At 48.1% G+C, this 26,325-nt stretch carries 20 protein-coding genes; 5 read left to right on the top strand and 15 right to left on the bottom strand.

All coding sequences use genetic code 11. The annotated features are described in order from the left end of the window. Positions 1-37: 37 nt before the first annotated feature. Both H065_RS0116970 and kduI read right to left on the bottom strand, forming a co-directional pair. Positions 38-805 (bottom strand): DeoR/GlpR family DNA-binding transcription regulator, encoded by a 768-nt coding sequence (locus H065_RS0116970; RefSeq protein ID WP_017814275.1) that lies wholly within the window; start codon positions 803-805, stop codon positions 38-40. Positions 806-935: 130 nt separating this feature from the next. Then, positions 936-1,766, bottom strand: a complete 831-nt coding sequence (kduI, locus tag H065_RS0116965; RefSeq protein WP_017814274.1) for a 5-dehydro-4-deoxy-D-glucuronate isomerase — start codon at positions 1,764-1,766, stop codon at positions 936-938. Between the two features lie 275 nt (positions 1,767-2,041). On the opposite strand from kduI, the gene H065_RS0116960 reads away from it, so the two are divergent. From H065_RS0116960 to galU, 5 genes are all read left to right on the top strand, one after another. Beyond that, a complete protein-coding gene (locus tag H065_RS0116960) occupies positions 2,042-2,719 on the top strand; it encodes a response regulator transcription factor (RefSeq protein WP_017814273.1) in 678 nt (225 codons plus the stop codon). Beyond that, positions 2,716-4,341, top strand: a complete 1,626-nt coding sequence (locus tag H065_RS27100) for a sensor histidine kinase (RefSeq protein WP_017814272.1) — start codon at positions 2,716-2,718, stop codon at positions 4,339-4,341. Before H065_RS0116960 ends, H065_RS27100 begins: the two co-directional genes overlap by 4 nt. Positions 4,342-4,797: 456 nt before the next feature. Beyond that, positions 4,798-5,790, top strand: coding sequence for a glycosyltransferase family 2 protein (locus tag H065_RS0116950; RefSeq protein WP_017814271.1), 993 nt, complete (start codon positions 4,798-4,800; stop codon positions 5,788-5,790). Continuing rightward, a complete protein-coding gene (locus tag H065_RS0116945; RefSeq protein WP_017814270.1) occupies positions 5,777-6,154 on the top strand; it encodes a GtrA family protein in 378 nt (125 codons plus the stop codon). Before H065_RS0116950 ends, H065_RS0116945 begins: the two co-directional genes overlap by 14 nt. Positions 6,155-6,238: 84 nt before the next feature. Continuing rightward, entirely contained in the window at positions 6,239-7,129 is an 891-nt protein-coding gene (gene galU, locus H065_RS0116940; RefSeq protein WP_017814269.1) for a UTP--glucose-1-phosphate uridylyltransferase GalU, read from the top strand. A 264-nt stretch (positions 7,130-7,393) separates the two neighbouring features. Here galU and cyoD read toward each other — a convergent pair whose 3' ends face one another. The 13 genes from cyoD to H065_RS0116870 all read right to left on the bottom strand — a co-directional run bounded on the left by cyoD (position 7,394) and on the right by H065_RS0116870 (position 26,206). After that, a complete protein-coding gene (gene cyoD / locus H065_RS0116935) occupies positions 7,394-7,735 on the bottom strand; it encodes a cytochrome o ubiquinol oxidase subunit IV (protein ID WP_017814268.1) in 342 nt (113 codons plus the stop codon). A gap of 1 nt (position 7,736) precedes the next feature. Then, positions 7,737-8,348, bottom strand: coding sequence for a cytochrome o ubiquinol oxidase subunit III (cyoC, locus tag H065_RS0116930; protein ID WP_017814267.1), 612 nt, complete (start codon positions 8,346-8,348; stop codon positions 7,737-7,739). Next, positions 8,348-10,324 carry a cbb3-type cytochrome c oxidase subunit I gene (locus tag H065_RS0116925; protein ID WP_017814266.1) on the bottom strand — a complete coding sequence of 659 codons (1,977 nt, stop codon included), beginning with the start codon at positions 10,322-10,324 and terminating at the stop codon, positions 8,348-8,350. The genes cyoC and H065_RS0116925 overlap by 1 nt, the downstream gene beginning before the upstream one ends. A 92-nt stretch (positions 10,325-10,416) precedes the next feature. After that, complete coding sequence (qoxA, locus tag H065_RS0116920; RefSeq protein WP_017814265.1) at positions 10,417-11,451, bottom strand: cytochrome aa3 quinol oxidase subunit II; 1,035 nt, start codon at positions 11,449-11,451, stop codon at positions 10,417-10,419. Positions 11,452-11,717: 266 nt separating this feature from the next. Further along, a complete protein-coding gene (locus H065_RS26175) occupies positions 11,718-12,002 on the bottom strand; it encodes a hypothetical protein (protein ID WP_017814264.1) in 285 nt (94 codons plus the stop codon). 271 nt (positions 12,003-12,273) lie between these two features. Next, complete coding sequence (locus H065_RS0116910) at positions 12,274-13,617, bottom strand: GH1 family beta-glucosidase (protein ID WP_017814263.1); 1,344 nt, start codon at positions 13,615-13,617, stop codon at positions 12,274-12,276. A 507-nt stretch (positions 13,618-14,124) separates the two neighbouring features. Next, the gene (locus H065_RS0116900; protein ID WP_017814262.1) at positions 14,125-16,710 is read right to left on the bottom strand and encodes a glycoside hydrolase family 95 protein; all 2,586 of its coding nucleotides are present in this window, start codon (positions 16,708-16,710) and stop codon (positions 14,125-14,127) included. 90 nt (positions 16,711-16,800) lie between these two features. Next, positions 16,801-18,492, bottom strand: coding sequence for an ABC transporter substrate-binding protein (locus H065_RS0116895; RefSeq protein ID WP_017814261.1), 1,692 nt, complete (start codon positions 18,490-18,492; stop codon positions 16,801-16,803). A 190-nt stretch (positions 18,493-18,682) separates the two neighbouring features. After that, on the bottom strand, positions 18,683-20,371 hold the full coding sequence (locus H065_RS0116890) for an ABC transporter substrate-binding protein (RefSeq protein WP_017814260.1): 1,689 nt from the start codon (positions 20,369-20,371) through the stop codon (positions 18,683-18,685). A gap of 192 nt (positions 20,372-20,563) precedes the next feature. Beyond that, complete coding sequence (locus H065_RS0116885; RefSeq protein WP_017814259.1) at positions 20,564-21,466, bottom strand: carbohydrate ABC transporter permease; 903 nt, start codon at positions 21,464-21,466, stop codon at positions 20,564-20,566. A gap of 70 nt (positions 21,467-21,536) precedes the next feature. Further along, a complete protein-coding gene (locus tag H065_RS0116880; protein ID WP_017814258.1) occupies positions 21,537-22,517 on the bottom strand; it encodes an ABC transporter permease in 981 nt (326 codons plus the stop codon). Positions 22,518-22,815: 298 nt separating this feature from the next. Further along, a complete protein-coding gene (locus H065_RS0116875) occupies positions 22,816-24,348 on the bottom strand; it encodes a response regulator transcription factor (protein ID WP_017814257.1) in 1,533 nt (510 codons plus the stop codon). A 67-nt stretch (positions 24,349-24,415) separates the two neighbouring features. After that, a complete protein-coding gene (locus H065_RS0116870) occupies positions 24,416-26,206 on the bottom strand; it encodes a cache domain-containing sensor histidine kinase (protein WP_017814256.1) in 1,791 nt (596 codons plus the stop codon). Positions 26,207-26,325: the final 119 nt, after the last annotated feature.

Below are 26,325 nucleotides of genomic sequence, written 5' to 3'. Positions count from 1 at the left end.
TAATGGAATCGCTTATGTTACCTATTGAGTGATGGAATTATGATGACGAATCTGCCTGATCCAGCGGGATACCTGCCTGACGGAACTGCTCCGCCTGCTCTGCTGACAGTCCGCTGTCTGTAATAATACGATCCAGCTCCTGACAGCCTGCAAATGTCCAGAGCGCAAATTGCCCGAATTTCTGGTGATCGATTACACCGTATACATGCTGGGCCGTCTCTACCAATGCTTTTTTGAAAGGAACCAAATCGCCGGTATAGATCGACAATCCAAACTCCGGATGCAGCGCAGTTGAAGAAACGAATGCCTTATGAATATTCAGTCCACGTACATATTCAATGGCCTGGCTGCTGACCAGCATATTGCGGTTGCGTTCACCACCGGGAACAACTAGACGAATCTGTTCCTTTTTGGCCAGTTCACTAAGAATAAACAGATCATTGGTCACGACGGTCAGTGGCATCGCTGGCAGCCTGCGGGCAATCTCCAGCGTGGTACTGCCACCATCCAGCGCGATAATATCGTTGGGCTGAATATAATGCAGCGCCCGTTCGGCGATCTCGGCCTTTTCCGGCATATGTTTGGTATTCACGCCCTGTCCGGACAGGATACCGTACTGGTCGTTCTGAGCCAGTACAGCGCCTCCATGTACACGAACCAGCAGTCCCATTTCTTCCAGTTTGGCCAGATCCTCACGGATTGTCTTGCCGGTTACATTCAATGTATCGCTAAGTTCGCCTACCGTAATCTCCTGGCTGGCGATCAATATTTCCATAATACGTTCATGCCGTTTGAGTGCGCTCATCCTGACCCCCGTCCCTTCCAGTATCGACTGTATTCGTTATGATTCTGTGCAGCACCATCTGCTGGATGCATGTTCAGAGCCCATCACGAATACAATATGTTCATTTCTGTGCACTGGAATGGTTTTGGGTTTATTTTAAATCCTTCATGGCTACTGCGTCCATATCATCGAAAGTTTGGTTCTCGCCAGCCATCGCCCAGCAGAACGTATAATTGCTGGTACCTACTCCACTGTGAATCGACCAGCTCGGAGAAATGGCAACCTGTCCGTCACGCATAACCAGATGCTTGGTCTCCTGCGGCTCGCCCATAAAGTGGAATACGACCGCATCTTCCGGAAGATTAAAGTACAGATATACTTCCGAGCGACGATTATGGGTATGAGAAGGCATCGTATTCCACATATTGCCCGGTGCCAGCTCGGTAATCCCCATGACCAGCTGACAGCTCTGGATACCGCCCTGGTGGATGTATTTGTAGATCGTACGTTCATTGGAAGTTTTGATATCGCCCAGATGGCTTGGTGTTGCGTCTTCTTTGGTTGCTTTGGTTGTCGGATAGGCTTTATGCGCCGGTGTCGATACAAAATAGAATTTGGCAGGTTCGCTGCCACCGCTCGCAAAGCTCACTTCCTTCGTTCCGAGCGATACATACAGACATTCAAAAGCGCCGATTTCGTACTTTTCTCCATCGGCAGTTACCGTTCCGGCTGCACCGATATTGATAATACCGATCTCGCGACGTTCCAGGAAAAAGTCGGTTCCGATATCCTTAAGATTGACTTCCAGCTTGATCTCACGGGAAGCAGGCACAGCCGAACCGACGATATAACGGTCTACATGGCTGTAAACGGTTACAAGTTCATCCGGTGCAAAAAGGCTTTCAATCAGAAATTCCTCGCGCAGACGAGCAGTATCAAATGTTTTTACATCATTCGGGTGGGAGACATAACGGTTTTCCATAATATTCATCCTCTCAATTGTTTGGTTTATTATAGGTAGCTGATGACTGTTTACGTTTATATAAGTTCATTTTAGTTCATATTGTTCATTTTGAAAAGAGGTTTGTTCATTTTAATCTTATTTTATTTCGGTGGTTGTTCATATATTCTACATATTGCTGTGATACGATAGATAAACTATCGGCTGTAACCGATACAGTTAGAGAATCCTGTTCTTACAGATAATCTGTTATTCACAATCTGCTCTACTCCACTACAACCAAAGGAGCGTTAACCATGGTACGTATTCTGATCGCTGATGATGATGCATCCATACTGGAATTGATTCATATGTATTTGACCCGTGAGGGATATAGTGTGCACCGGGCACGGGATGGCCGGGAAGCTTTTGATATGCTGAGTGATGGCAAATGGGACCTGATCATTCTGGATGTAATGATGCCGCATATGGATGGCTGGGAACTGTGCATGGATATCCGCCGTTATTACGGAGATGTACCGATCCTGCTCGTAACCGCCAAGGGAGAAGCCGAAGATAAAATCAAAGGCTTCCGGCTCGGCACCGATGATTATCTTGCCAAGCCATTTGTACCGGAAGAGCTGGTTATGCGGGTCAAAGCACTGCTGCGGCGTTACCGTATTTTCGCCGGTGAATCGCTGACGATTGGCAATGTCAGACTCGATGCTTCTACCAAGGAAGCCGATGTGAGCGGAACCCTGCAGTCCATGCCTGCCAAGGAATTCGAACTGATCTATACACTCGCCGGATTCCCTGGACAGATTTTTACCAGAGATCAATTGATCGAGAAGATCTGGGGCCATGACTATGACGGAGATGAGCGTACCGTTGATGTGCATATCAAGCGGCTGCGCGACCGGTTCTCCGAGGAGAATGGATTTGTGATCCAGACGATTCGGGGGATTGGCTACCGGATCGAGGTGAAAACGGATTGAAAAATATCTATAGCCAGCTGGTGCTGACTTTTATCCTCGTTATCGTCGCTAGCTTTGTGGTAACGCTGCTGCTATCTGACTGGGTATTCCAGCGCCAGCAGGTGAACTTTGTGGAAGACCGGATTCTAACGGATGCACGGGCCATGGCAGATATTCAGTCTTCCCTGCCAGAATCGATGATCCAGAAGTATCTGGACAGTCAGGGCGGTCAACTGCAGATCGTTGTCGTTGGGGAAAATGGTGCGGAGTACCGTTCTACCGGCGATGGACCGGGCGGTCCTCCCGGATTATCTTCTTCTCCTTCATCTACGGATGACAGCAGTACTCTGCCTTCCCTTACTGCGCAACAGTCGGACAAGTCCGAAAGTTTTTCTTCACCAGCAGCTACCGAAAATGGCAGTCAGCCATCTACTGATCGTTCTTCTTCGGCAGCTCCGGCATCGGGCAATAAAGGCAATGGCAATCCACCTCCGGGTACCGATCCGGCAGGACAGTGGGTGATTCCCGAGCAGGTGCAGCAGCTGGTGCTGAAGGGTCAGACGTATCATCCGGCTAACTCGCAGGATAACAAGGCTCCTGGTGTACCTAGCCTGAATTTCTTTTTGAATACCAAATCGTCTGCAGATAAAACACCTCGATATGTAGGTGTACCGTTCGAACGAAATGGCGAGCATTATGCCCTTTTTGTTCGTCCTTCTCCCGGTCACTTTGTGAACCAGTTCAATAACTGGATGATTCTGGTGCTGTCGGTCATGCTGGTTACAGGAGTGATGCTGTTCCTGTTCGCTGCCCGGCTGATTGCCCGTCCGATCAACAAGCTGTCCGAGGCAACACGTCTTGTCGCCAAAGGGGATTACAGCGTACGCGTGAATCTCAAGCGCAGGGATGAGATTGGAGAACTGGGCAATAACTTTAACCAGATGACCAGCCAGTTATCCAAGATCGAAGCGATGCGTCAGGAATTCGTCTCGAATGTATCACATGAGATTCAGACGCCTCTTACCTCGATTCGTGGATTTGCAGGCGCTCTGCGGGACAGTGCTACCGAGGAGCAAGTCCGGCATCTGCAGATTATCGAGCAGGAGAGTGAACGTCTCTCCAAGCTAAGCAGCAATCTGCTCAAACTCGCTTCTCTGGATGTCGTCAAGCTGAATACCAGCCAGTTCCGGCTGGATGAGCAGATACGGATGTCTGTCGTATCCTGCGTTCCAATGTGGATGGCCAAGCAGATTGATTTATCAGCCGATCTGGACAAAATCCAGTTTACCGGTGATGAAGATCTGCTGAGTCAGGTATGGATGAATCTGCTGTCCAATGCGATCAAGTTCACTCCGGATCATGGAAATATCTACATTACTCTCACCCAGGATGAGCAGTGGATTCAGGTGTCGGTGCAGGATACCGGCTGCGGTATCACCGAGGAGCACCGACAGCATATTTTTGAACGCTTCTACAAAGCGGATACATCCCGTAACTCGGCTACCGGCGGTAATGGACTCGGCTTGTCGATCGTCCACAAAATCGTTAGTCTGCATGGCGGACATATTGAGGTGGATACCGCACCAGAGCAAGGTACAATCATGAGAGTGTATTTGCCAAGAGATAGGGAAGCAGACGTCTGAATCGTCCGTTCCTCTGCTTGTATTAGATCCGTGCAGTCAACCTGCTATATCAGAGACTGGGTCAGTCATCATGGAGCAGACTCGCCCTGTATTTCCGGTAAAATACACTTGATGAATTCATGTAAAATATTTAGCCACATAAGCGGCAAACTCTGCAGTATCAGAGGGTTTGTCGCTTTTTTTATGTTCCTTTACAGGAATATTCAGCGGTCTTTAAGGGAACGTTCATTTATTGTTCATATTGCATTGTTATATTTTTTACATAAACTACTGGTCTTGTTGATCACTCTCCTGTCATTGCAAAATGGATGCTTGCCCTACTACGGCATAGCATTATCCAGCACTACTACAGACAAAAGAAAAGCAGCCGGGATCAACAGAGCAACTGACGGAATAGACGCTTGGGATTATACAACATGATAAATAGAGCTTGGGATTGATAAGGAGGAAATAAATATGCGATACTCGATTGTCGTTCCGGTGTATAACGAGGAAGCTGTCGTATTTGAATGCTATCGCCGTCTGACCGATGTGATGAGACAGACACAGGAAAGTTATGAACTTATTTTTATTAATGATGGAAGCCGGGATCAGACATCGTCGATGGTCAGCCAGCTGTGCAGCAGCGATCCTGCAGTGAAGCTGATTGACTTCTCCCGTAACTTTGGTCACCAGATTGCGATTACGGCAGGGATGGATCATGCACAAGGTGATGCTATTGTTGTCATTGATGCCGATCTGCAGGACCCGCCCGAACTGATTTTGGAAATGATCGGGAAATGGAAAGAAGGCTACGATGTCGTCTATGCTACACGCGCTGAGCGCAAAGGCGAGACCGGATTCAAAAAATGGTCGGCAGCCGCTTTTTACCGGACACTCAACAAATTGAGCGATATTGATATTCCGCTTGATACCGGTGACTTCCGGCTGATCGATCGTAAAGTATGCGAAGCGATGAAGAGTCTCAAGGAAACGAACCGCTTTGTACGGGGGCTGGTGAGCTGGGTGGGATTCCGCCAGACATCTATCTCCTATGTACGGGAAGAACGTTTCGCCGGCGAAACCAAGTATCCACTCAAGAAAATGCTTAAATTCGCTTCCGATGCACTGGTGGCCTTTTCTCTGAAACCGCTGCGACTGGCCAGTATACTCGGCAGTGTCATCTCTGTATTCAGCTTTATCTATCTGCTGTTCGTCGTCGGGCAGAAGCTGCTGCACTTCTCTACTACGCCTGGCTGGGCATCCGTAATCGCCTGCATTCTGTTCCTAAATGGCATTATGCTGATTATTCTCGGAGTGCTGGGCGAATATATCGGCCGTATCTATGACGAGGTCAAGCAGCGGCCACTGTATCTCATACAGGAGACCAAGAACTTTAGTCAGGAGCAGCAGCGTCCTGTCAGCGAACAACGTCCCATGATCCAGGAACAACGTTATGTTGGTTTCTAAGCTGTTTACGAATCAAGCCGTGCGTTTTGCTGCAGTAGGCGTCTCCAATACGGCGATTGATTTTATCGTCTTTATGCTGCTTCATCATCTGATCGGTGTGGCTCCGGCACAAGTGATTAGCTATGCGGCCGGTACAGCTAACAGCTATTTCTGGAATCGGCGCTGGACTTTTGAACGAGGTAAAGGATGGAATATGGGCGAACTGCTGCGCTTCCTGCTCGTCAATGGTATTGTCGCAGCTATTACGACGATTGCCATCAGTCTGATTTCAGCTACTATTCCGGTCTGGATCGCCAAAATGGTCGTCACCGTGCTGGGACTTGTTATTAATTTTGGCTTTAGCAAATTGTGGGTATTTCGTTAAGCACCACGCGGACAGCGGCAGATCTTCTACGCTGTCCCTTTTTATACATGGATTACGAGGATTACAACCAAGGAGGCATTTATTATGAAAGTAAGCAAAGCGATTATTCCTGCAGCCGGTCTCGGTACACGACTGCTGCCTGCTACCAAAGCACAACCCAAAGAGATGCTTCCCATCGTCGACAAACCGGCTATTCAGTACATTATCGAAGAAGCTGTCGCCAGCGGCATTGAATCTATATTAATCGTCACCGGACGCGGCAAGCGCTCGATTGAAGACCACTTTGACCATTCGATTGAATTAGAGCTGGATCTGGCTTCCAAAGGCAAGACGGCTCTGCTGGAGCAGGTCAACCGTATTTCCGAAATGGCAGATATCCATTACATCCGTCAGAAAAAACCGCTTGGACTGGGTCATGCGATTCTGTGTGCACGCCAGTTTGTCGGTAATGAGCCTTTTGCCGTACTACTGGGCGATGATCTGATTGTACATGAAGAGCCGGGACTCCAGCAGCTGCTTAAACAGAATGTGTACCCTTCGACGGCTATCGTCGGCGTGCAGCATGTACCGTATGAGCATACCCATAAATACGGTATTGTCGCTCCGACTGCCGTATCCAGTACACCGTATTCAATTATCCCGGTTAGCGATATTGTGGAGAAGCCGAATGTAGAAGATGCTCCCTCTGATCTGGCGGTTATCGGCCGTTATGTACTACCACCTGAGATTTTTGATATTTTGGAAAATACTGCACCGGGCAAAGGTGGCGAAATCCAGCTGACTGATGCAATCTCCCGTCTGCCCCACCTCGCCGCACTGGAGATTCAAGGTAGCCGCTATGATATTGGCGATCCACTGGGCTATGTCAAAGCGACACTGGAATTCGCCCTGAATCGCCCCGAACTGCGTGATGAGATCGAGAAGTATTTACAAGATAAGTATCAACCTGCTTATATGAACAGCGTTCTGTCCTGAACAGGCTCGATCACAATGTACCAGGTTTATCCTGCTTATAGCTTATTAAGCCGAGATTGGGTCAACTGCTCTTAACTTGTTCGAAAATGATGTATTCTTATAGATTACACTTCGGATTCCAGACCATCCAGACACAACAAAAAAGCTCTTCTGCGGTATCAGCCTCCCTTCTCTCGAAAGGGAAAGCCAACTTGCAGAAGAGCTTTTATTGTATTTCTATACCTGTTCCATAACTGCTTGAGCTATCAAACAGAATCACTCGAATTAGTAACCTACGCCGTTGTAAGTCATGATCCAGATCGAACCGGATACGACTACCAGTACGATAGCCAGACCGAAGATCAGAGCCATAACGTTCCAGCGTGGTTGGTTACCCTGACGCTCGCGTACGTGCATGAAGAAGAACAGCTGTACAACGAACTGCAGAATCGCTGTAATCATAATGACAAAGATCGTAGGAATCGGATCCATCATATGATTCATAACGACAACCAGTGGAATAATGGTCAGTATAATCGACAGGATGAAGCCGATGATATAAGACTTCAGTGAGCCATGCGCATGAGCTTCGTCATGTCCGTGTGAATGGTTGGAATGATTCGCCATGTTACATCACCCCCATCAGATATACGACCGACAGCAGGAAGATCCATACTGCGTCCAAAAAGTGCCAGTACAAGCTGATTACGTTGATTTTGCCGCGTGTTACATCGTTAATACCACGACGGGACAGTTGGATAATCAACAGCAGCATCCAGCCAAGACCCATAGAAACGTGAAGTCCGTGCGTTCCTACCAGTGTAAAGAAGGAGCTCAGGAATGCACTTCCGGAGAAGCCATGACCTTCATGGATCAGTTTGGCAAACTCATCTACTTCGAGGTAGATAAAGGCAGCACCCAGGATCCATGTTACAACGAGCCAACCGATCAATTGTTTTACTTTACCTTTGTTCATTGCCAGAACAGCCAGACCACTTGTGAAACTACTCGTCAAGAGGATGAATGTCTCGGCGATAACGCCAGGCATTTCGAAAATATCAGCACCGCTCGGTCCGCCTGCCGTGTTGTGGTGAAGCACCACATACGTAGCAAACAGCGTACCGAACAGAATAACGTCTGTGATCAGGAAGATCCAGAAGCCAAGCATTTTTAGCTCTTGCGGATCATGATGTCCATGATCGTGATGACCATGATCATTCTGTGATACGGCTTGTGCCATTAAAGTGTCCCCCTTAATGAAGCCTCAGTCTTTTCTACTTCTTCAGCAGGGATGTAGAAGCCTTCATCATCGTTCATGGAACGCGCAACCAGACATGCCAGGACGCCTGCAAGACCCAGGACTGCCATCCATACCCAGTGGAACGTAAATCCGAAACCAGCGATGAAGAAGAAAGTAGAAAATACAATCGGTATACCCGAGTTACTAGGCATGTGAATTGGTTCGTATTTCGGCTTCGCATCTTTCTTCGGAAGCTTGCCGGCAGCACGACGCTGCTTCTCAACCCACAGCGGATCTCTGCTGTCCACTACAGGTGTAATTGCAAAGTTATACTCTGGCGCTGGGGAAGGAATTGTCCATTCCAGCGTATGAGCATCCCAGATATCGCCTGTTGTATCTTTTTCGCGATACTTGAAGCTGTAGGCAATCTGGATTGCCTGGAAGATAAATGCGATACCCATCAGGTATGCACCGACTGTAGATACCACGTTCAGTGGTCCCCAGCCTGTATCCCAGTCAAACGTACTTACACGACGAGTCATACCCATCAGACCGAGCAGGTATTGCGGCATGAAACATACGTAGAAACCGATGTTCCAGAACCAGAAGGACCATCTGCCCAGCGTCTCGTTCAGCTTGAAGCCGAACATTTTTGGCCACCAGTAGTACATACCAGCGAAGTAACCAAATACGACACCACCGATCAGAACCTGGTGGAAGTGAGCAATCAGGAAGTAACTGTTGTGATACTGGAAGTCAGCAGGCGCAACCGCCAGCAGAACCCCTGTCATACCACCGACGATAAAGGCCGGGATAAAGGCAACGGTCCACAGCATCGGCAGATCGAAGCGAATTCGTCCGCGATACATCGTAAACAGCCAGTTAAAGATTTTAACCCCTGTCGGAATCGCAATCAGCATCGTCGAAATCGCAAAGAATGCGTTGACGTCTGCACCGGAACCCATTGTGAAGAAATGGTGAGCCCAGGTGAAGAAGGATACGAAGGCGATGATCATCATGGCGAATACCATGGATGTGTAACCAAACAGTTTTTTACGGGAGAATACGCTGACGACTTCGGAGAAAATACCGAACGCCGGCAGAATAACAATGTATACCTCAGGGTGACCCCACATCCAGATCAAGTTGATATACATCATTGGGTTACCGCCGCCATCGAGCGTGAAGAAATGCCCTCCAGCAAAACGGTCAAGGAACAGCAGTGCCAGTGTAACAGTCAAAATTGGGAATGCAAAAATAATGATTACACAAGTTGCAAATACCGACCATGTGAACATCGGCATTTTCATCATTGTCATGCCTGGTGCACGCATTTTGATGATGGTTACCAGGAAGTTGATACCTGTTGCCAGGGAACCAATACCGGAGATCTGAATACCCCAGATATAGAAGTTCTGTCCAGGACCTGGATTAAATTGAAGTTCCGAGAGCGGCGGATAACTCAGCCAGCCCGCATCCGGTGAACCACCGATTACGAACGACAGGTTAAACAGCATCGCACCCAGGAAGAACAGCCAGAAGCTGAGTGAGTTCAGATAAGGGAATGCGACGTCACGTGCACCAATCTGAAGAGGTACAACGACGTTGAACAAACCGAACATAAATGGCATCGCCATAAAGAGGATCATAACTACGCCATGCGTAGTAAATACCTGGTTATAGTGCTCGGGATGCAAAAACTCGAAATTCGGAATCGCCAGCTGTGTCCGCATCATAAGAGCATCGACACCGCCGCGGAACATCATGATGATCGCAGCGAGGATGTACATGATACCGATTTTTTTGTGATCGACGGTAGTCAACCAGTTACGCCATAACCATTTCCATTTCTTGAAATAGGTTAGTCCCGCAAAGATCGCGATCGTTACCAATGCGATGGATACGTCTGCACCGTAAATCAGCGGGTCACCGGTGACAAAAAATTCTGATGCAAACTGTTTAATATTCTCGAGCATCGGGGAGCTCCTTTCACTGTCTTTATGCGCTCCGCTTACCGGTACACTGCTTCACGATCAGCAGCCTATCTGCAAGCGGAACCTGATCAAACCTAGTTGTTTGAGCCTTCCTGAGTGTCTGTACCCAGTCCGTCATGCTCATTGTTGGATTTGGTGTCTGTACCCATATCGCTCTGCCCTTGTTCACTTTCCTTCTCATTGATTTCCGTCTGAGGAGTCGTGTGAGTCGCACGGTTGCTGGTATCAGCCAGACCGCCAGGCAGGTATTTGGTTACGAGTTGTTGGAACAAATTATCCGGGAACGAGGAGAAGCTTTGCTTTTCAGCAGTTCCTGGAATCGCCAGTGACTGGTAAGTTTCCATTGTCATTGGTTTGGACTCGGATTTGATTTTCTCTACCCATGCACGATAATCGGCATCGGATACAGCATTCACATCAAATCTCATATCGGCAAAGTGCTCACCGCTAAAGTTCGCTCCTGAACCAAAATAGGTTCCCGGATGATCAGCCTGCATGTACAGGGTCATCGCCATACCGGACATTGTGTAAATCTGACCGGCTAGCTGCGGTACCCAGAAGGAGTTCATCGGCGCATCGGCTGTCAGTTCAAAACGGATTGGTGTATCTTCCGGAATTGTCACGGAGTTCACAGTGGCAATATTTTCTTCCGGGTTAAAGAACACCCATTTCCAATCCAGTGATACAACCTGAATTGTGACTGGTTTCTTCTCGGACTTGAGAGCCACAGAAGGTTCCAGGGCATACGTGTAACGAACAGTTACGACAGCCAGTATAAAGATAACAACGATCGGAATGCCCCACCAGATGGTTTCAAGCAAATTGTTGTGGCTGAAATCCGGATCGTACTTGGCCTTTCTGCCTGGCTTGTCACGATACCTCCATACAATAATAAAAGCAATTATTGTCGTCGGCACGATAACGATTGCCGTCAGAATCGTAGAAATGACGATTAAGTCCCGCTGTCCTTCTGCAATAGGTCCTTTCGGGTTAAGAACGAAATAGTTGCCTGTACCGGCAAACAACGCCCAAACCGTCAGGGCCAGTGACAGAACGGTCACAATCAGAACAACCCATTTCATAAGGCGCGAACCTGGTTTTTTGCTCATCTTGATCCCCTTTCTCACATAACGCTTATGACGTTCATAATATTGAAACCACACATTCCTATGTTAACACTAAGTCTGCTTTTTGCGTATCCATAGGACGTGTAAATTTCGTTTTTTTTTAGCTTGTTAACAAATCTGTCAATTTATTAGCAAGCGGAAGTGAATGTTTTCACATTATTTAAAGATTAACATATATTTACTCCGTAAAAAAGCCCCTTCAAGAACAAATTCTCAAAGGAGCTACTATTTAATTGTAAGCAGGACAATTAGTCTTCTTTGATTCCGTCCTTGCCTTCATCACTTCGCGCCTGCATGGAACCGAAGGATTTACCAATAAAGTAAATAAACGTTGCTGCCACCAGACAGCCAATTCCGCCCATCAATCCCATATTGTTGTCATTGAACGGTTGAAGATTGAAAATAATCAAAAAGACACCTACTGCGCAGATCACCCATGATACGATGGTTAGCGCTCTGCTCATAGCATACGTATTATGTCTTGGTGAATGATTGCGGGGCGAATTGGAATGCCCTTTGCTCTTGGTAGCCATATCTTCCACTCCCCTTTCATAATTGTAATTCTGGTCCGTCTACCGGTTGGTTTGTTCATAGTAGCGTTTGTATGACGTTAGTATGATATAGAGCTTATTACCACAAAAGCAGGGGTTTGATTCGCTTTAGCTGCTTTTCCCTTAAAATATTTGGTAACTTGGTATTAAATGAACGCAAAAAGCCGGTATTTCGCAGACAGGCCTATGCCTATAGCTGCGAAATACCGGCTTTTTCAAAAAACAATCAGGAGATAGAAAGACATCTACATCATCAGCGTGTCTCCATCCAATTGTTGCGAACTACATTCTGGTACCAATAGTAGCTTTCTTTGGGTGTACGCTCGAGAGTACGGAAATCGACATGAATCAATCCAAAGCGCATTCGGTATCCTTCTGCCCATTCAAAGTTATCCATCAGCGACCAGGCCATATACCCTTTGAGCTGAATACCATCATTGATCACCCGGTGCACCTGCGCGATATGTTGCTGCAAATACTGGATACGCAGCGTATCATTAACAACTCCGTCTATCGGGCCGTCATTCACACAGGCACCGTTCTCGGTAATATAAATATCGACATTGCCGTATTTTTGTAGATAATGCAGTACATCATACAGCCCGGTGGCATCGATCGGCCAGCCAATATCGGTTTTGGTCAATCCCATATCTACCTCTTCGCTCTGCAGATAGCCGGCTTCCGGATGATAACGGTTCACCGATGGATGATAGTAGTTAATACCGAGCAGGTCAATCGGCTGGGCAATAATCTCCATATCTCCGTCTTGTACCGGTGGCTGGGCACCTGCCTGCACGAACCATTCATACAGTGAATCCGGGTAGCTGCCTTTGTAGATCGGATCAAGGAACCAGTCGGCATAGACTTCGATGTTACGGTCGCAGGCTGCGCGATCTTCCGGACTCTTGCTATAAGGCACTGCCCATGCCACATTCGGCGCAATACCAATCTGTCCTTCGAGCTGCATATCCCGGAACAATTTTACCGAGTGGCCATGAGCGACCAGCAGATGGTGACCTACATTCAGCGCGATCTGCAGATCCTGGTTGCCCGGTGCATGCTTGCCCTCCAGATTGGACAGGAATGCGATACACCATGGCTCATTAAAGGTAAGCCAGAATTTGATTTTGCCGGAGAACTCGCGGAACATTACTTCTGCATATTTGACAAAGGCATCGATAGTACGGCGATTCTCCCAACCGCCATCATCCTGCAGCGTCTGCGGCAGATCCCAGTGATACAGCGTACAGAAAGGAACGATACCCGCATCCAGCAGGCAATCGACGAACCGGTGATAGAAATCAATCCCTTCCTGATTGACCTCGCCGTCTCCATCCGGAATAATGCGTGACCAGGCTACCGAAAAACGGTACGTCTGAATACCAAGCTCTTTCATGAGCAGAATATCTTCCTCGTAGCGGTGATAGCTGTCACAGGCAATATTGCCGTTATGTCCGTCAAATACTTTGCCCGGCGTATGTGCAAAGGTATCCCAGATCGACAGACCGCGTCCGCCTTCCTGATAAGCACCTTCGATTTGATAGGCTGCGGTAGCTGTACCCCACATAAAGTCTTTGGGAAATTGGAAAATAGTCATGTTTTGTGCCTCCTGTATGGTGGTTGGATGGAAAGTCGCTTCATTCATCGGTTTGGCTATGCTGTGAAGATATTTGTTCGTATACGTTTACATTCGCTTACATTATAGTGTAGGGATGAATCTTCTAAAAGGATGTAACTTATGTTTCATGGTACGGAAATTCAAGGACTTTACTGGATGCAATGTCTGGCTGCTATAGGCATCATCCACTTCGGAAAGGAATAAGAGCACGCCCTCCGGTTAAGCCTGGAGATCTTTTACTTGGAAAAGGGAACGAAGATCTCCAGGCTTAAATGTCGGTTGTTGCTCTTATTTCCTTTCCTGCGTTCTGTGCTTGGAGCTTGGTGGGCGTTTTGCATCCTTGTTACAAGGTCTTTAGTGATTTTGTAATCGTTTTTTTGATGTACAGGTTTATGAATTTGTAAGTTAGTGGTTTTGCAGGTTTGTACATTTAATAAGGTTATGGGATAACGGATGTTATTACTGTGCTGATAGGCGTTGGCATCATTATAATATTTGTACCTTCAGTGTATAGCGCTGCCCTGCTTTCATGGGCAGTTCCAGTCGGTGTTCATCAGAATGCTTGTCTTCCGTCGATTTTGCTGAAGTTGTTTGGATTTGAATTGGAAATATGGCTTTCTCCTTTAGAGTAGCTGAGACAGGGTTATGCTCTAACAGCATTAATGCCGTTGGAGAGAGTATGCTGCATCTCGTATCGCTGTCCGATACGATAGTGACGGATACCAGTTCACCTTCCTGCCAGCTCAGATCGACGGTGTATCCGCCCCTTGCACGCAGACCGGTTACTTTGCCATCGGACCAGGCTTTTGGCAGGGCAGGCAGCAGGTGCAGCTCATTCAGGTGACTCTGCAGCAACATCTCGGCGATACCCGCGATTCCTCCAAAGTTACCATCAATCTGGAAAGGTGGATGGGCATCGAACAGATTCGGATAGGTGGAGCGTGCCAGCAGAGTATGCACAAAGTGGTATGCCTGCTCCCCATCGAGCAATCGGGCATACAGATTGATCAGCCAGGCGCAACTCCAGCCGGTATGACCACCTCCATGAGCAATTCGCCGTTCCAGCGAAATACGTGCGGCTTCTACCAGCTTCGGGGTCTCGTAGCGGTTGATTTCCCGTCCCGGATACAATCCGTACAGATGGGATACATGCCGATGACCCGGTTCATTTTCTTCATAATCTTCATACCATTCCTGCAGTTGTCCGTACTGTCCGATATGGAAAGGATACAATCGATTCGCCGCTTCCTGCAGCTGCCCAGCCAGCTCCTCGTCGATCCCCAGCAGCGCGGAAGCTTCGATACAATGCGTGAACAGTTCACGAATCAGCGTCATATCCATCGTGGAGGCTGCGGATGTGCTGCATGGCTGACCGGAAGAGGTTTTGAATTTATTTTCCGGTGAAGTGGACGGTACGGTGATGAGATAACCCTGTCTGTCCTCTACCAGCCAGTCCAGCGCAAATCGGGCTGCTTCCCGCATCACCGGATAGCCGGTCTGACGGAGAAAGTCCATGTCTCCGGAAAAGGCATAATGTTCCCACAGATGCGCACACAGCCATACGCCACCCATTGGCCAGAACGCCCAGCTGGCGTCACCGCCTGTCGGAAGTGCCGATCTCCACAGGTCGGTATTATGATGTGCTGTCCAGCCTCTGGCTCCATAGCGCTGCTCTGCCACGTGGCGCCCGGTATGACTCAGCTCCTCAATCAGATCGAACATCGGCTGATGACATTCACCCAGACCACACACTTCAGCAGGCCAGTAATTCATCTGTACATTAATATTGGTCGTATAGTCACTATTCCAGGGCGGCTGTACATGCGGGTTCCAGATTCCTTGCAGATTGGCAGCCTGATCTTCCGGACGCGAACAGGCAATGAGCAGATAACGTCCATAATGGAAATACAGAGCTTCCAGTTGAGGGTCTGTATTTCCCTGACGATACTGCTCCAGCCGTTCATCTGTAGGCAGCTGGGTAGTCTGACGTGGTGCTTCTGTATCGGCTCCCTTCTGTTCCGGCAGAGACGAGTACAATTCCAGCTCCACCCGGTCAAACAATTGCTGATGATCCTGCTGATGAGCGGCTGTCAGTTCTGCCCAGCTGTATGCCGCCGCTTCCTGCAGACGCTCGGTACATTCTTCATCCAAATGACGTCCCACACTTCCCGGCACCCGATCATATCCGTCAAAATCAGTCACTGCCGCCAGCAGAACAATAAGCTCTGTCGTATCTTCTACATAGAGCCGCCCGTCGCGACTCTCGATACGCCCACCCCAATGCTGTACACGGGCATGAACCTGAAAATGAATACCATGTTCTTCCTCCACCCGATACGGATACGACTTGTGTCCATCCCGATGATGTTTTAGATCGGGATCATCCCGATAATGTTCTAGATCGGGATCATTCCGACCACGATCCAGTTCAAGATTGTCTATCTTATACTCTACATCAGGCTCTACTGCATACCTTTCCATATCCGGATACACATATCCGTGCATTTGCAATTCCTGCTGCTCGATGTGGAGCTGATGCGGCTGGATACTATGCAGCTTTACTGCTGCACTGAACGGTGTACCATCCGTGCTGCTGAGCCGATAGGCCATAACCTGGTGCGGGCGGCTGACTATCACTTCGCGCTGCATCGATTGACCATTCGTTGTCCAGTATGTACGCGCCATCGCTTCCCGGATATCCAGTTCACGATAATAATCGGACAGCTCGCCTTCTGGGCTGATGTATTCAATCTCCAGATCACCCAGCGGCTGATAGGCTTCTACGTCCTTGCCCAGCATCCGGCTGTTGATCATTTCCTGCGCTTCATCCAGTTGACCGTCCAGAATCAACTTCCGCACAGCAGCCAGCTCTCCGGGATCACTGACAGGCACACTCTGCTGCGGTCTGCCTGACCACAATGTATCCTCATTAAGCTGAATACGGTCTTTGGCAGCTCCGCCGAATACTATGCCTCCCAGTCGTCCATTGCCTACAGGAAGCGCCTCTTCCCATACACTTGCCGGGCGGTTATACCATAGCGACCATGGCGAGTATTGTCTCGATGTTTTCATGTCCACACACCTTTCCGTAAATTTATTTCTACATTATAAAAGGGGGCCCCTCTGCAGGAGCCCCCTTTGTGTATCGGCTGGCAGCTTGACTTACTTGGCAGCTACCGGCTGGCTCCACAACTCGACTGTATCTTTGATCATCTGGCTGTACTGTGCTTCCATCTGCTTCATATCATCGGTACTCAGCTCGGCAATCATCTGATCATAGATGCTGTCGAACTGATCCGGGCTGGCCAGAATGGCTTCCGGAATACGTTTGCGTACAATATCCTGTGACTTCTGGAAAGCTACCGTGTAGCTTGGATCACTTGGAGCAGGCAGATTATATGCTGCGCCCCACTCCTTGACCGGGAATTCTTCCTTGGCCGGGAACAGGTCTTTCCAGGTGGTTGCCCCATAAGCTTTGAGTGCATCTTTTTCCGGCTGGGTGTAACCGGCTACGATCTGCTCCGGGAAGTTGGTGGTGTAGTAGTTGCCGCTCGGGTCTTTGACCCCGTCACCATAACGGACCGAGAAGTTGTACATGCCAATACCGGACTCTCTGGTAAAGTTAGTATTGTCATTCACCCGGCGATCCTGAATCTCCGCCGGCATCGAGCGTTTGCCATCCTTCATTTCATAATGCTTGCCTTCAATGCCCCAATTATTGAGCACTTGTGCTTCATCCGAAGCCATCCAGTCCAGGAATTTGATAATACGAATCGGATCTTTGGCCGAAGTCGTAATTCCGATTCCATAACCTACCGGAGGACCTGCATCCTGAAACGAATGATCTTTGGTCGATTCGGTCATCTGCAGCGGATAGTGACCGTACGTACGCTCTGCCATACCAGATGTTTTTAGAGAATTCTCCGCTTGCTGGTAATCCCATTCCTGATCGATCAGACCGAGTACACGCCCACTGGCAATTTTGGATAGATACTGATCATTTTTCTGGGTAAAGGTCTCGGGGTCAAGCAGTCCCTCATTATACATATGGTTCAACCAGCGGAAGTACTCCTTGTCTTCCGGCCGCTTGTAATGAAGACGCGCTTCATATGTTTTGGGATTAATATCGAATTCACCATCAGGTGTACCGCCTGTAGCATTAACTGCCGGGTCGGTTACAGTGATCATAATTTTCCAGTCATCCGCATTCAGTGACAAAGGAATTGTTGGTTGACCATTAATAGTCGGGTGCTTTTCTTTGTACGCTTTAAGTACTTTCTCAAAATCGTTAACGGTTTTGATTTTGGGATAACCCATTTCTTTCATGACTTCGTTCTGGATTTCAAATCCGCCCCCGGCATCAAAAGAAGTCTGTCCGACTCCCGCATTGGTCGGAATCACGTAGATGGATGGATCTTCCTTGCTGTACTGCAGACGGGACAGATCATCGCCATATACTTTTTTGATGTTGGGACCGTATTTATCAATCAGATCCGTCAGATCAATCAGCGCCCCGGCATCGACCAATTTGGTAATCGAGCCTTTTGGGAAAATCATGTCCGGATATTCACCGGATGCGGTCATCAGGGAAATTTTCTGTGTGCCGCCGCCGCTGACATCATACTCCGCATTAACCGTCACATTGGTTGCTTTGGTAATCGCCTGTCCCACATCATCCTTCATATTGTTCCAGGTGGCATTGGGATCCGATCCAAAAAACGAAATCGTGATGGGCTGGGATGCATCGGTGGTTTCCATCTGGGTTGGGTCACTGCTGTCACCACAGGCTGTTACTGCTGCCAATGAGAGGACAGCGAGTGGTACAAGCGTACGTTTAAGCCATTTGCCAGGCATCGTTATTTATTCCTCCTTTGTAATAGGTGCGTTTCTTACCGCAGTATTTCATGTAAAAGGGACTCCAGCAACCGGAGTCCCCATTTTATTCAGTATACAGGAGCGATAGTACAATCAGCTCCAGTAATTCTTTTTACTCGTCGTACTTGTCGTACTTGTCGTATAGACCGATCTTCACTTCATAAGATACTTACTTTGCAGCTGGAGCTTCGCCCCACAGCTCGACTGTATCCTTGATCATCTGCGTATATTCCGCTTCCATCTTCTTCATATCATCCGTGCTGATTTCCGCAATCATCTGATCATAAATCTTATCAAATTGATCCGGACTCGCGAGGATGGCTTCCGGGATACGTTTACGGACGATATCCTGAGATTTCTGGAAGTTTACAGTGTAGTTCGGGTCATCAGGAGCCGGCAGATTGTACGCTGCCCCCCATGCTTTAACCGGGAACTCGTCTTTTTGCGGGAACAGATCTTTCCATGTTTTCGCACCATATGCTTTGAGCGTTTCTTTTTCCGGGTCGGTATATCCGGCTATAATCTGCTCAGGGAAGTTGGTAGTGTAATAGTTGCCACCCGGATCTTTGACACCATCACCGTAGCGTACGGAGAAGTTGTACATGCCGATACCGGATTCTTTGGTAAAGTTGGTGTTGTCATTGACTTTGCGCTCTTGTACAGCAGCAGGCACTACGCGTTTGCCGTCTTTGACTTCATACTGTTTGCCTTCCACGCCCCAGTTGTTCAGTACCTGAGCTTCGTCGGATGCCATCCAGTCCATAAATTTGATAATACGGATCGGGTCTTTGGCTGATGTAGTGATACCAATACCATATCCGACCGGTGCACCGATATCCTGGAACGAGCGGTCTTTGGTCTTCTCATCCAGCTGTACCGGATAATGACCATAGGTGCGCTCTGCCATGCCGGATGTTTTCAGCGAGTTTTCGGCCTGCTGATAATCCCATTCCTGGTCGATCAGACCCAGTACACGGCCGCTGGCGATTTTGGACATATACTGATCACTCTTTTGGGTAAATGTCTCTGGATCGAGCAGACCTTCATTATACATATGGTTCAACCAGCGGAAGTATTCTTTCTCTTCCGGACGTTTGTAGTGCAGCTGTGCTTCGTAGGTTTCCGGATTGATATAGAATTCACCATCATCCGGTGCGCCTGTTGCATTAAACGCCGGGTTTGTAACCGTAATCATAATTTTCCAGTCATCTGCATTCAGCGACAATGGGATCGTCGGCTGACCATTGATGGTTGGATGCTTTTCTTTGTACTCTTTGAGAACGTTCTCAAAATCTTTGACAGTTTTGATTTTTGGATAGCCGAGTTCCTTCATGACTGCATTTTGTACTTCAAATCCGCCGCCCGCATCAAATGTAGTCTGGCCTACACCGGCATTCGTTGGAATGACATAGATGGAAGGATCTTCTTTGCTGTATTTCAGACGGGACAGATCGTCGCCATATACTTTTTTGATATTCGGACCGTATTTATCAATCAGATCCGTCAGATCGATCAGTGCACCGGCTTCTACCAGCTTGGTAATCGAGCCTTTCGGGAAAATCATGTCCGGATATTCACCGGATGCTGTCATCAGGGCGATTTTCTGTGTGCCGCCACCGCTAACATCGTACTCGGCATTGATCGTAACATTGGTTGCCTTGGTGATCGCCTGTCCTACATCATCTTTCATATTGTTCCAGGTTGGGCTGGCATCGGAACCAAAGAAAGAAATGGTGATCGGTGTAGACGGATCGGAAGTCTCCTGCTCGGTTGGATCCGAGCCGCCGCAGGCAGTCGCTGTAACAAGCGACATAACGACCAGTGGAGCCAGTGCATATCGGAATAATTTGCTAGGCATTCATATAGCCCCCTTTATGAAATGGATACTGCATGAAACAGATAATGCATCCTATGGACAATCCGGCTTGCCCCATCGTCCGGCGGTACTAATTCCATTTGCTGATTAGCAACCGCCGGAAAGCTGTGGCATAAACCTTGTATGCTGAGGCGGCAAGAGTCGCCTGATAGCCTATGTGTGGGTTGAGAGCAATTATGCTTTAACTGCACCCAGTGTCATACCGCTGACAAAATACTTTTGCAGGAATGGATATACGACCAGGATTGGCACGGTAACGACGATCGTAATCGCCATCCGGATCGATTCCGGAGAGATACTTGCCATTTGTTTAGCCATATCGTTGGCATTGACTGCTCCGCTCTGCTGGGTACTCTGCTGCAGAACTTTCATCAGCTCATATTGCAGGGTAGTCCACTGCGGTGAACTCGCATTATACAGATACGTATCAAACCATGAATTCCACTGACCCACTGCGAGGAACAGTGCAATCGTAGCTAGTACAGGCTTACACAGCGGCAGAATCACCTTGAGATAAATGGTAAAGTCATTGGCACCGTCCAGCTTGGCCGATTCCTGCAGTGCATACGGCAGGCCATCGATAAAGGAACGGATAATGAATACGTTAAATGCGCTTACTACACCTGGCAGCACATATACCCAGAACGAGTTGATCATACCCAGGTCACGAATCAGCAGGAACGTAGGTACCAGACCTGCTGTTACATACATGGTCAGCGCGAGGAACGTCGAGATAAACTTACGAGCCTGAAAGTCTACCCGGCTCAGGGTAAAAGCCAGCATCGAGGCACTGATCAGACCGAAGATCGTACCAACGATCGTACGAAGAATCGAAATCTGCGCTCCCTGCAGCAGCCCCTGGTACTGGAAGATTACCGAATAATTTTCCAGTGTAAAGGCACGGGGGATCAAGTGAATACCACCCCGGACTGTATCCGAGGATTCATTCAGTGAAATCGCGAGTACGTTCAGAAAAGGATACAGCGTGACGATCAGCACCAGTGCCATAATAATCGTATTGCATACATCGAATATTTTATCGCCCCGTGTGGCGTTAAAAGCTTTATTTGCAGCCATTGTTATTCTCTCCCTTCAGATTATGCATTGGACCTCAGCATGATAATATGTCTTTCCTACTATTCCAGCGTTACATGATACTTTCTTTGGTAGTCTTCTTAAAGATTCCGTTCGCTGTGAACAGCAGGATAATACTGATGACAGAGTTGAATATGCTGATCGCTGTACCATAGGAATAGCGGTTCATTTCCAGACCGTATTTCAGTGCGTACAGATCCAGTACCTGTGAATAATCCGTTACGAGGTTATTACCGAGCAGGAACTGCTTTTCAAAACCGATACTCACCAGATGACCGATCGACATAATTAACAGTACGATAATGGTAGTCCGCATCCCCGGCAGCGTGATATGCCACATCTGACGGAATCGACCCGCTCCATCCACGCGGGAAGCTTCGTACTGTTCCTGGTCAATACCCGTGATGGCAGCCAGATAAATAATCGTACTCCAGCCCATTTCCTTCCATACATCGGAAGCGGTTACAATTCCCCAGAACCACTGCCCTTGAGCCATAAACTGAATCGGTTGGTCTATAATATGAAGAGAGACGAGTAGTTCGTTTACTACCCCGCCATCTGTCGAAAGCGCCTTGGTTACGATACCGGCTACAACGACCCAGGAGACAAAGTGAGGCAGATAGGAGACGGTCTGTACGGTTCTTTTGAACACCATGCCCCGAACTTCATTGAGCAAGATGGCAAATATAACCGGAAAAATAAATCCAAAGATCAGACCGAGGAAGCTCATCGCCAGCGTATTGCGCAGTGCCAGGTAAAACTGCTGATCCTGGAACAGGGTAATAAACTGATCAAACCCTACCCATTTCTGATTAAAAAAGGAGCGGTTAGGCTTGTATTCCTGAAATGCCATCAGCCATCCCCATAGAGGCACGTAGCTGAATATGAACGCCCAGATTACAAAAGGCAACGACATGAGATACAAATAACGCTGCTGCTTGAATAATTTCCAGAATCCCCCGGTTTTACGGGAATTCAGACTGGCTGCCTGATCCCTTTTACGGGAAGAGGCCTGCTTGGTGGTTGATTCCATAACTCATCCGCCTTCCTATAATCGATCCTGATCGACCTTGATAACTTGATACCGCGTCTGTGTGGGATACATATCGATTATAAAAGAAAGCGCTTACTGTTAATACCTTACAAATTGCACATAAATTCATATAAAAATTAGTCATCGGAAATTCCATCCCCTTATTCACTAAAAATGAAGGTAATACGAAGGACAGAATTCTCTTTTATCCATTTAAAAAAGGCCTGTACTTTATACACCGACCTGATTAATTATACAAATTTCTCCAATAAAAAAGCAGAAGCTTTACGCTCCTGCTTTAACCATCTCCCATCTGTTCCCGATAAGCAGATGGCGATATCCCTGTATACTTTTTAAATTTACTGTGGAAATAATCTACATTGGCATAACCGACCTGGGCAGCCACTTTATGCACCTTCATCCCTTGAGCCAGCATCTCCTTGGCGTTATCCAGCCGAACCTGATCGAGAAAATGATTGAATGATTCCCCGGTGTAGGTTTTGAACATTTTCCCCAGATAAGCACTATTGTAGTTGAAGATCTCTGCCAGCATCTCCAGCTTCAGATTATCGCTATAGTGGCGCCGGATAAAGTCAGTCATCTGCTTCATAACCGATTCATGACTGCCGCCATCCATGGATTCCAGCAGTTCGCCCGTATGCTGCAGCACCAATCGGATAATCTGGCTGGCTGTCGATAAGGCATACAGCTGGGGAATCAAAGATAGACACTGCTGTACAGCCGGACCCGAACCAGCGATGCTGCCTGGTAAGCGGCTCAGCGCAAGCGACAGCACATGCGAGCAGAGACTCTTCGTATCCTGTTCGGACAGCACTGCACTGCGGCAGGCAGCGATCAACTCCTCAAGCACACGCCCTACTGCCTCTATACTGCGTATATCGACAGCATAATACAGACGATCTGCCCATTCTCCGGCCAGCGGCGTTGTCCCTTCCCCGCCTGGTGCTGCGAGTGCGGGTTCCGGTTCCAGAATACCTGATTCCCCTACCCAGAAGCGCTGCGCCATCAATGACTCGGCCTGTTCATAACTGTCATGAATCAGACTTTTGTCCTCTACAACTTCACCGGCAGCCAGATATACCTGACAGCCTTCCGGTTCAAGTGCAATCAATTGTTCACGCAGCTGCTGCAGACTCTGGATCGTCGCTTCACGTCCAGCCAGTATCCCCAGATAACTGCCCGCCCGGAAAATAACGGTTTTGGCATCTGCTGCCCACCCGTCTGACAGCTGACGGAACGAACGTGCCAATCCTTCGGAAGGCTTGCCCGGTCCTTCCCGCAGCTCTACCAGAATAATCTGATACATATTCCAGTCCAGCTGCAGTTTTGTTTCTGCTTTGAGCTGCTCTTTGCCGGAGCTGCTCAGCAGCATCTGTTCCACCACTTCATGAATCGGTACCGGCTCGGACCGATGTATACTCACCTTTCGCTCCTGCTCCAGTGTACGGTATACCCGGCGCAGCTCTTCTTCCATCTCCTGCTCATCTACCGGCTTCAGCAAATACCCGTCTACTCCATAGCCGAGTGCTCTGCGTGCATATTCAAAATCCGCATATCCGCTCAAAATCAGTACGTGAGCCTGACGCAGCTTGTCCTGACGCAGCTGTTCGATCACTTCCAGTCCACTCATACCAGGCATACGGATATCCATAATCATCAGATCGGGACGGATCCGCTCATACTTTTGCAGTGCTTCTCGCCCATTAGCTGCTGTCTCGGCGACCTCAAAGCCGATCGCATCCCAATCCACTATCGTTTTCAATCCTTCGCGTATTGCCGGTTCATCATCCACAATCATTACTTTAAACATAATGTACCTCCCCCTGCCAAGAATGGTATAACATCTGTCTGATGAATGGTGCGATGCTGCTGAATCGTTATCCTGCTGGAATTTTAAAGGAAATCTGTGTGCCGACATGTGGCGTACTGGAGATATGCAGACCATAGGCGCTTCCATAAGAAAGGGTCAGACGCTGATGTACATTACGCAGACCGATACGTTCCCCTTCACCTTCATTATGCAGCGACTGCCGCACCTGCTCCAGCCTGCTCTCGCTCATTCCGGTTCCATTATCGATCACATCGACCATCACTTCATGATCGATCTGGAGGGTACGGATAATGATGAGCCCGCCGCCTTCCTTGCTCTCCATACCATGAATAATGGCATTCTCGACCAGCGGCTGGATAATAAGTGGAGGAATCGGTGTCCGGCATGTCTGGGGATCAAGCAGCAATTCGTAATTCAGCCGATCGCCAAAGCGGAACTTCTGAATCTCCAGATAAGAGCGAATCAGCTCCATCTCGCCTTCAATCGTTGTCTGCTTGTTGCCGATCTCCAGATTGTTGCGGATCAGCTTGCCGAGCAGCCGAACGATATAGGCGATCTCCTTTTCCCCATTCATGTAGGCTTTCATCCGGATCGACTCCAGCGCGTTGAACAGAAAGTGCGGATTGATCTGACTGGCCAGCATCTTGAAATTAATCTCCCGCTGGCTGATCTCCAGTCGAGTATTGCGTTCATTCGTCTCATATACCTGATCCATCAGCTGACGGATACTGGCGATCATATCATTGAACTTGCGGGAGAGCTGACCGATCTCGTCCATTCCGGAAATATGCGACATCGCACTCAGATCACCGGTACCGACCTTATTCATCTGACGGCTGAGTCCGGACAGACGCCGGGTAATCAGCAGCGAGATCAACTGCAGAAACAGCAGTCCACTGAGCAGAATCAGTAGCAGTACACCGGTTCCGATCAGTATGATCATATTGGAATCCCGTACAATTGTATTATTGGAGAACACGGATACAATCCTGAGTCCATTGGCACTGCTCTCCGGTATCAGTTCATCGACAACAATATTGGACTGTTGACCGTTGACTTCCTGCTCGTAGGTGCCTTTGCCGGCAGGATCAATATCAATATCGATCACGGGATCATCCAGACGCTTGCCGATGAGCGTCGTATCCTTGGCTGCTACAATATTGCCGTCTTGATCCAGAATCATCGTCTCAAATGGCTCTGCACTAATCAGTGAATTCAGATACGCTTGGCTCAATTCGATAACAAGAACTCCGCTTGTCGTATAATCACTGAATTTGATATCACGTACAAGGCTGAGCTTTTTGATCGGGCTGATCTGGTCATCACTGCGATAGAACCAGTTGATCTTGCGACTGTTGATGGCTGTTTGATACCATTCACTGCTGCGGGTATCCGAATTAATTTTCATAAATTCAAGGTTATTCTGGATCGTGTCGTTGCTGGTGTAAAAACGTATCGCTGATATTTCGGAGTACAGGCGCAGATATTCATCAAATTCCTGATAATTATGGTAAGCTTCTACCAGATCATACACCCGCTCATAGCGTGTATTGACGACCTGACTGAGCCGACTATCGAATAATAGTTCATTCGAGATATTAATGGGGATACGCAGCATAGTCGTCATTTGATTTTTGATGCGCTCTACATTATTCGTGGTCTGTTCGATTGCATTATTGAGCGCTTCCTGGCGCAGATAATCTACGACGAGCCCGCCAATGCATAATACGGGCAGTACTACGACAAAAATATACGCAAAAATAAGCTTATTCTTGATCTTGATATTATTGATACGCTCAATGAGCAGCTGCAGCATCGTTCCACGCACTTTCTTCATATCTTCTCATCGCTCCGCCTGATTAATATAGATAATTACTGGCTGATTACTGTACGTCACTATTCCAAATTATTATATATACGGCATATTAAAACGCTTACAATCAATCGGAAATATAA

The sequence above is a fragment of the Paenibacillus shenyangensis genome (assembly GCF_000346635.1).
GTDB lineage: Bacteria > Bacillota > Bacilli > Paenibacillales > Paenibacillaceae > Saccharibacillus > Saccharibacillus dauci.
This window is presented reverse-complemented; position numbering and strand designations above follow the sequence as displayed.

Coding starts and splice junctions, on each gene's coding strand:
- qoxA (WP_017814265.1), bottom strand. CDS start 11,451: ATGAGCAAAAAACCAGGTTCGCGCCTTATGAAATGGGTTGTTCTGATT.
- H065_RS0116945 (WP_017814270.1), top strand. CDS start 5,777: ATGTTGGTTTCTAAGCTGTTTACGAATCAAGCCGTGCGTTTTGCTGCA.
- galU (WP_017814269.1), top strand. CDS start 6,239: ATGAAAGTAAGCAAAGCGATTATTCCTGCAGCCGGTCTCGGTACACGA.
- H065_RS0116950 (WP_017814271.1), top strand. CDS start 4,798: ATGCGATACTCGATTGTCGTTCCGGTGTATAACGAGGAAGCTGTCGTA.
- H065_RS0116910 (WP_017814263.1), bottom strand. CDS start 13,617: ATGACTATTTTCCAATTTCCCAAAGACTTTATGTGGGGTACAGCTACC.
- H065_RS0116895 (WP_017814261.1), bottom strand. CDS start 18,492: ATGCCTGGCAAATGGCTTAAACGTACGCTTGTACCACTCGCTGTCCTC.
- cyoC (WP_017814267.1), bottom strand. CDS start 8,348: ATGGCACAAGCCGTATCACAGAATGATCATGGTCATCACGATCATGGA.
- kduI (WP_017814274.1), bottom strand. CDS start 1,766: ATGGAAAACCGTTATGTCTCCCACCCGAATGATGTAAAAACATTTGAT.
- H065_RS0116970 (WP_017814275.1), bottom strand. CDS start 805: ATGAGCGCACTCAAACGGCATGAACGTATTATGGAAATATTGATCGCC.
- H065_RS0116870 (WP_017814256.1), bottom strand. CDS start 26,206: ATGAAGAAAGTGCGTGGAACGATGCTGCAGCTGCTCATTGAGCGTATC.
- cyoD (WP_017814268.1), bottom strand. CDS start 7,735: ATGGCGAATCATTCCAACCATTCACACGGACATGACGAAGCTCATGCG.
- H065_RS0116890 (WP_017814260.1), bottom strand. CDS start 20,371: ATGCCTAGCAAATTATTCCGATATGCACTGGCTCCACTGGTCGTTATG.
- H065_RS26175 (WP_017814264.1), bottom strand. CDS start 12,002: ATGGCTACCAAGAGCAAAGGGCATTCCAATTCGCCCCGCAATCATTCA.
- H065_RS0116885 (WP_017814259.1), bottom strand. CDS start 21,466: ATGGCTGCAAATAAAGCTTTTAACGCCACACGGGGCGATAAAATATTC.
- H065_RS0116960 (WP_017814273.1), top strand. CDS start 2,042: ATGGTACGTATTCTGATCGCTGATGATGATGCATCCATACTGGAATTG.
- H065_RS0116880 (WP_017814258.1), bottom strand. CDS start 22,517: ATGGAATCAACCACCAAGCAGGCCTCTTCCCGTAAAAGGGATCAGGCA.
- H065_RS0116875 (WP_017814257.1), bottom strand. CDS start 24,348: ATGTTTAAAGTAATGATTGTGGATGATGAACCGGCAATACGCGAAGGA.
- H065_RS0116900 (WP_017814262.1), bottom strand. CDS start 16,710: ATGAAAACATCGAGACAATACTCGCCATGGTCGCTATGGTATAACCGC.
- H065_RS0116925 (WP_017814266.1), bottom strand. CDS start 10,324: ATGCTCGAGAATATTAAACAGTTTGCATCAGAATTTTTTGTCACCGGT.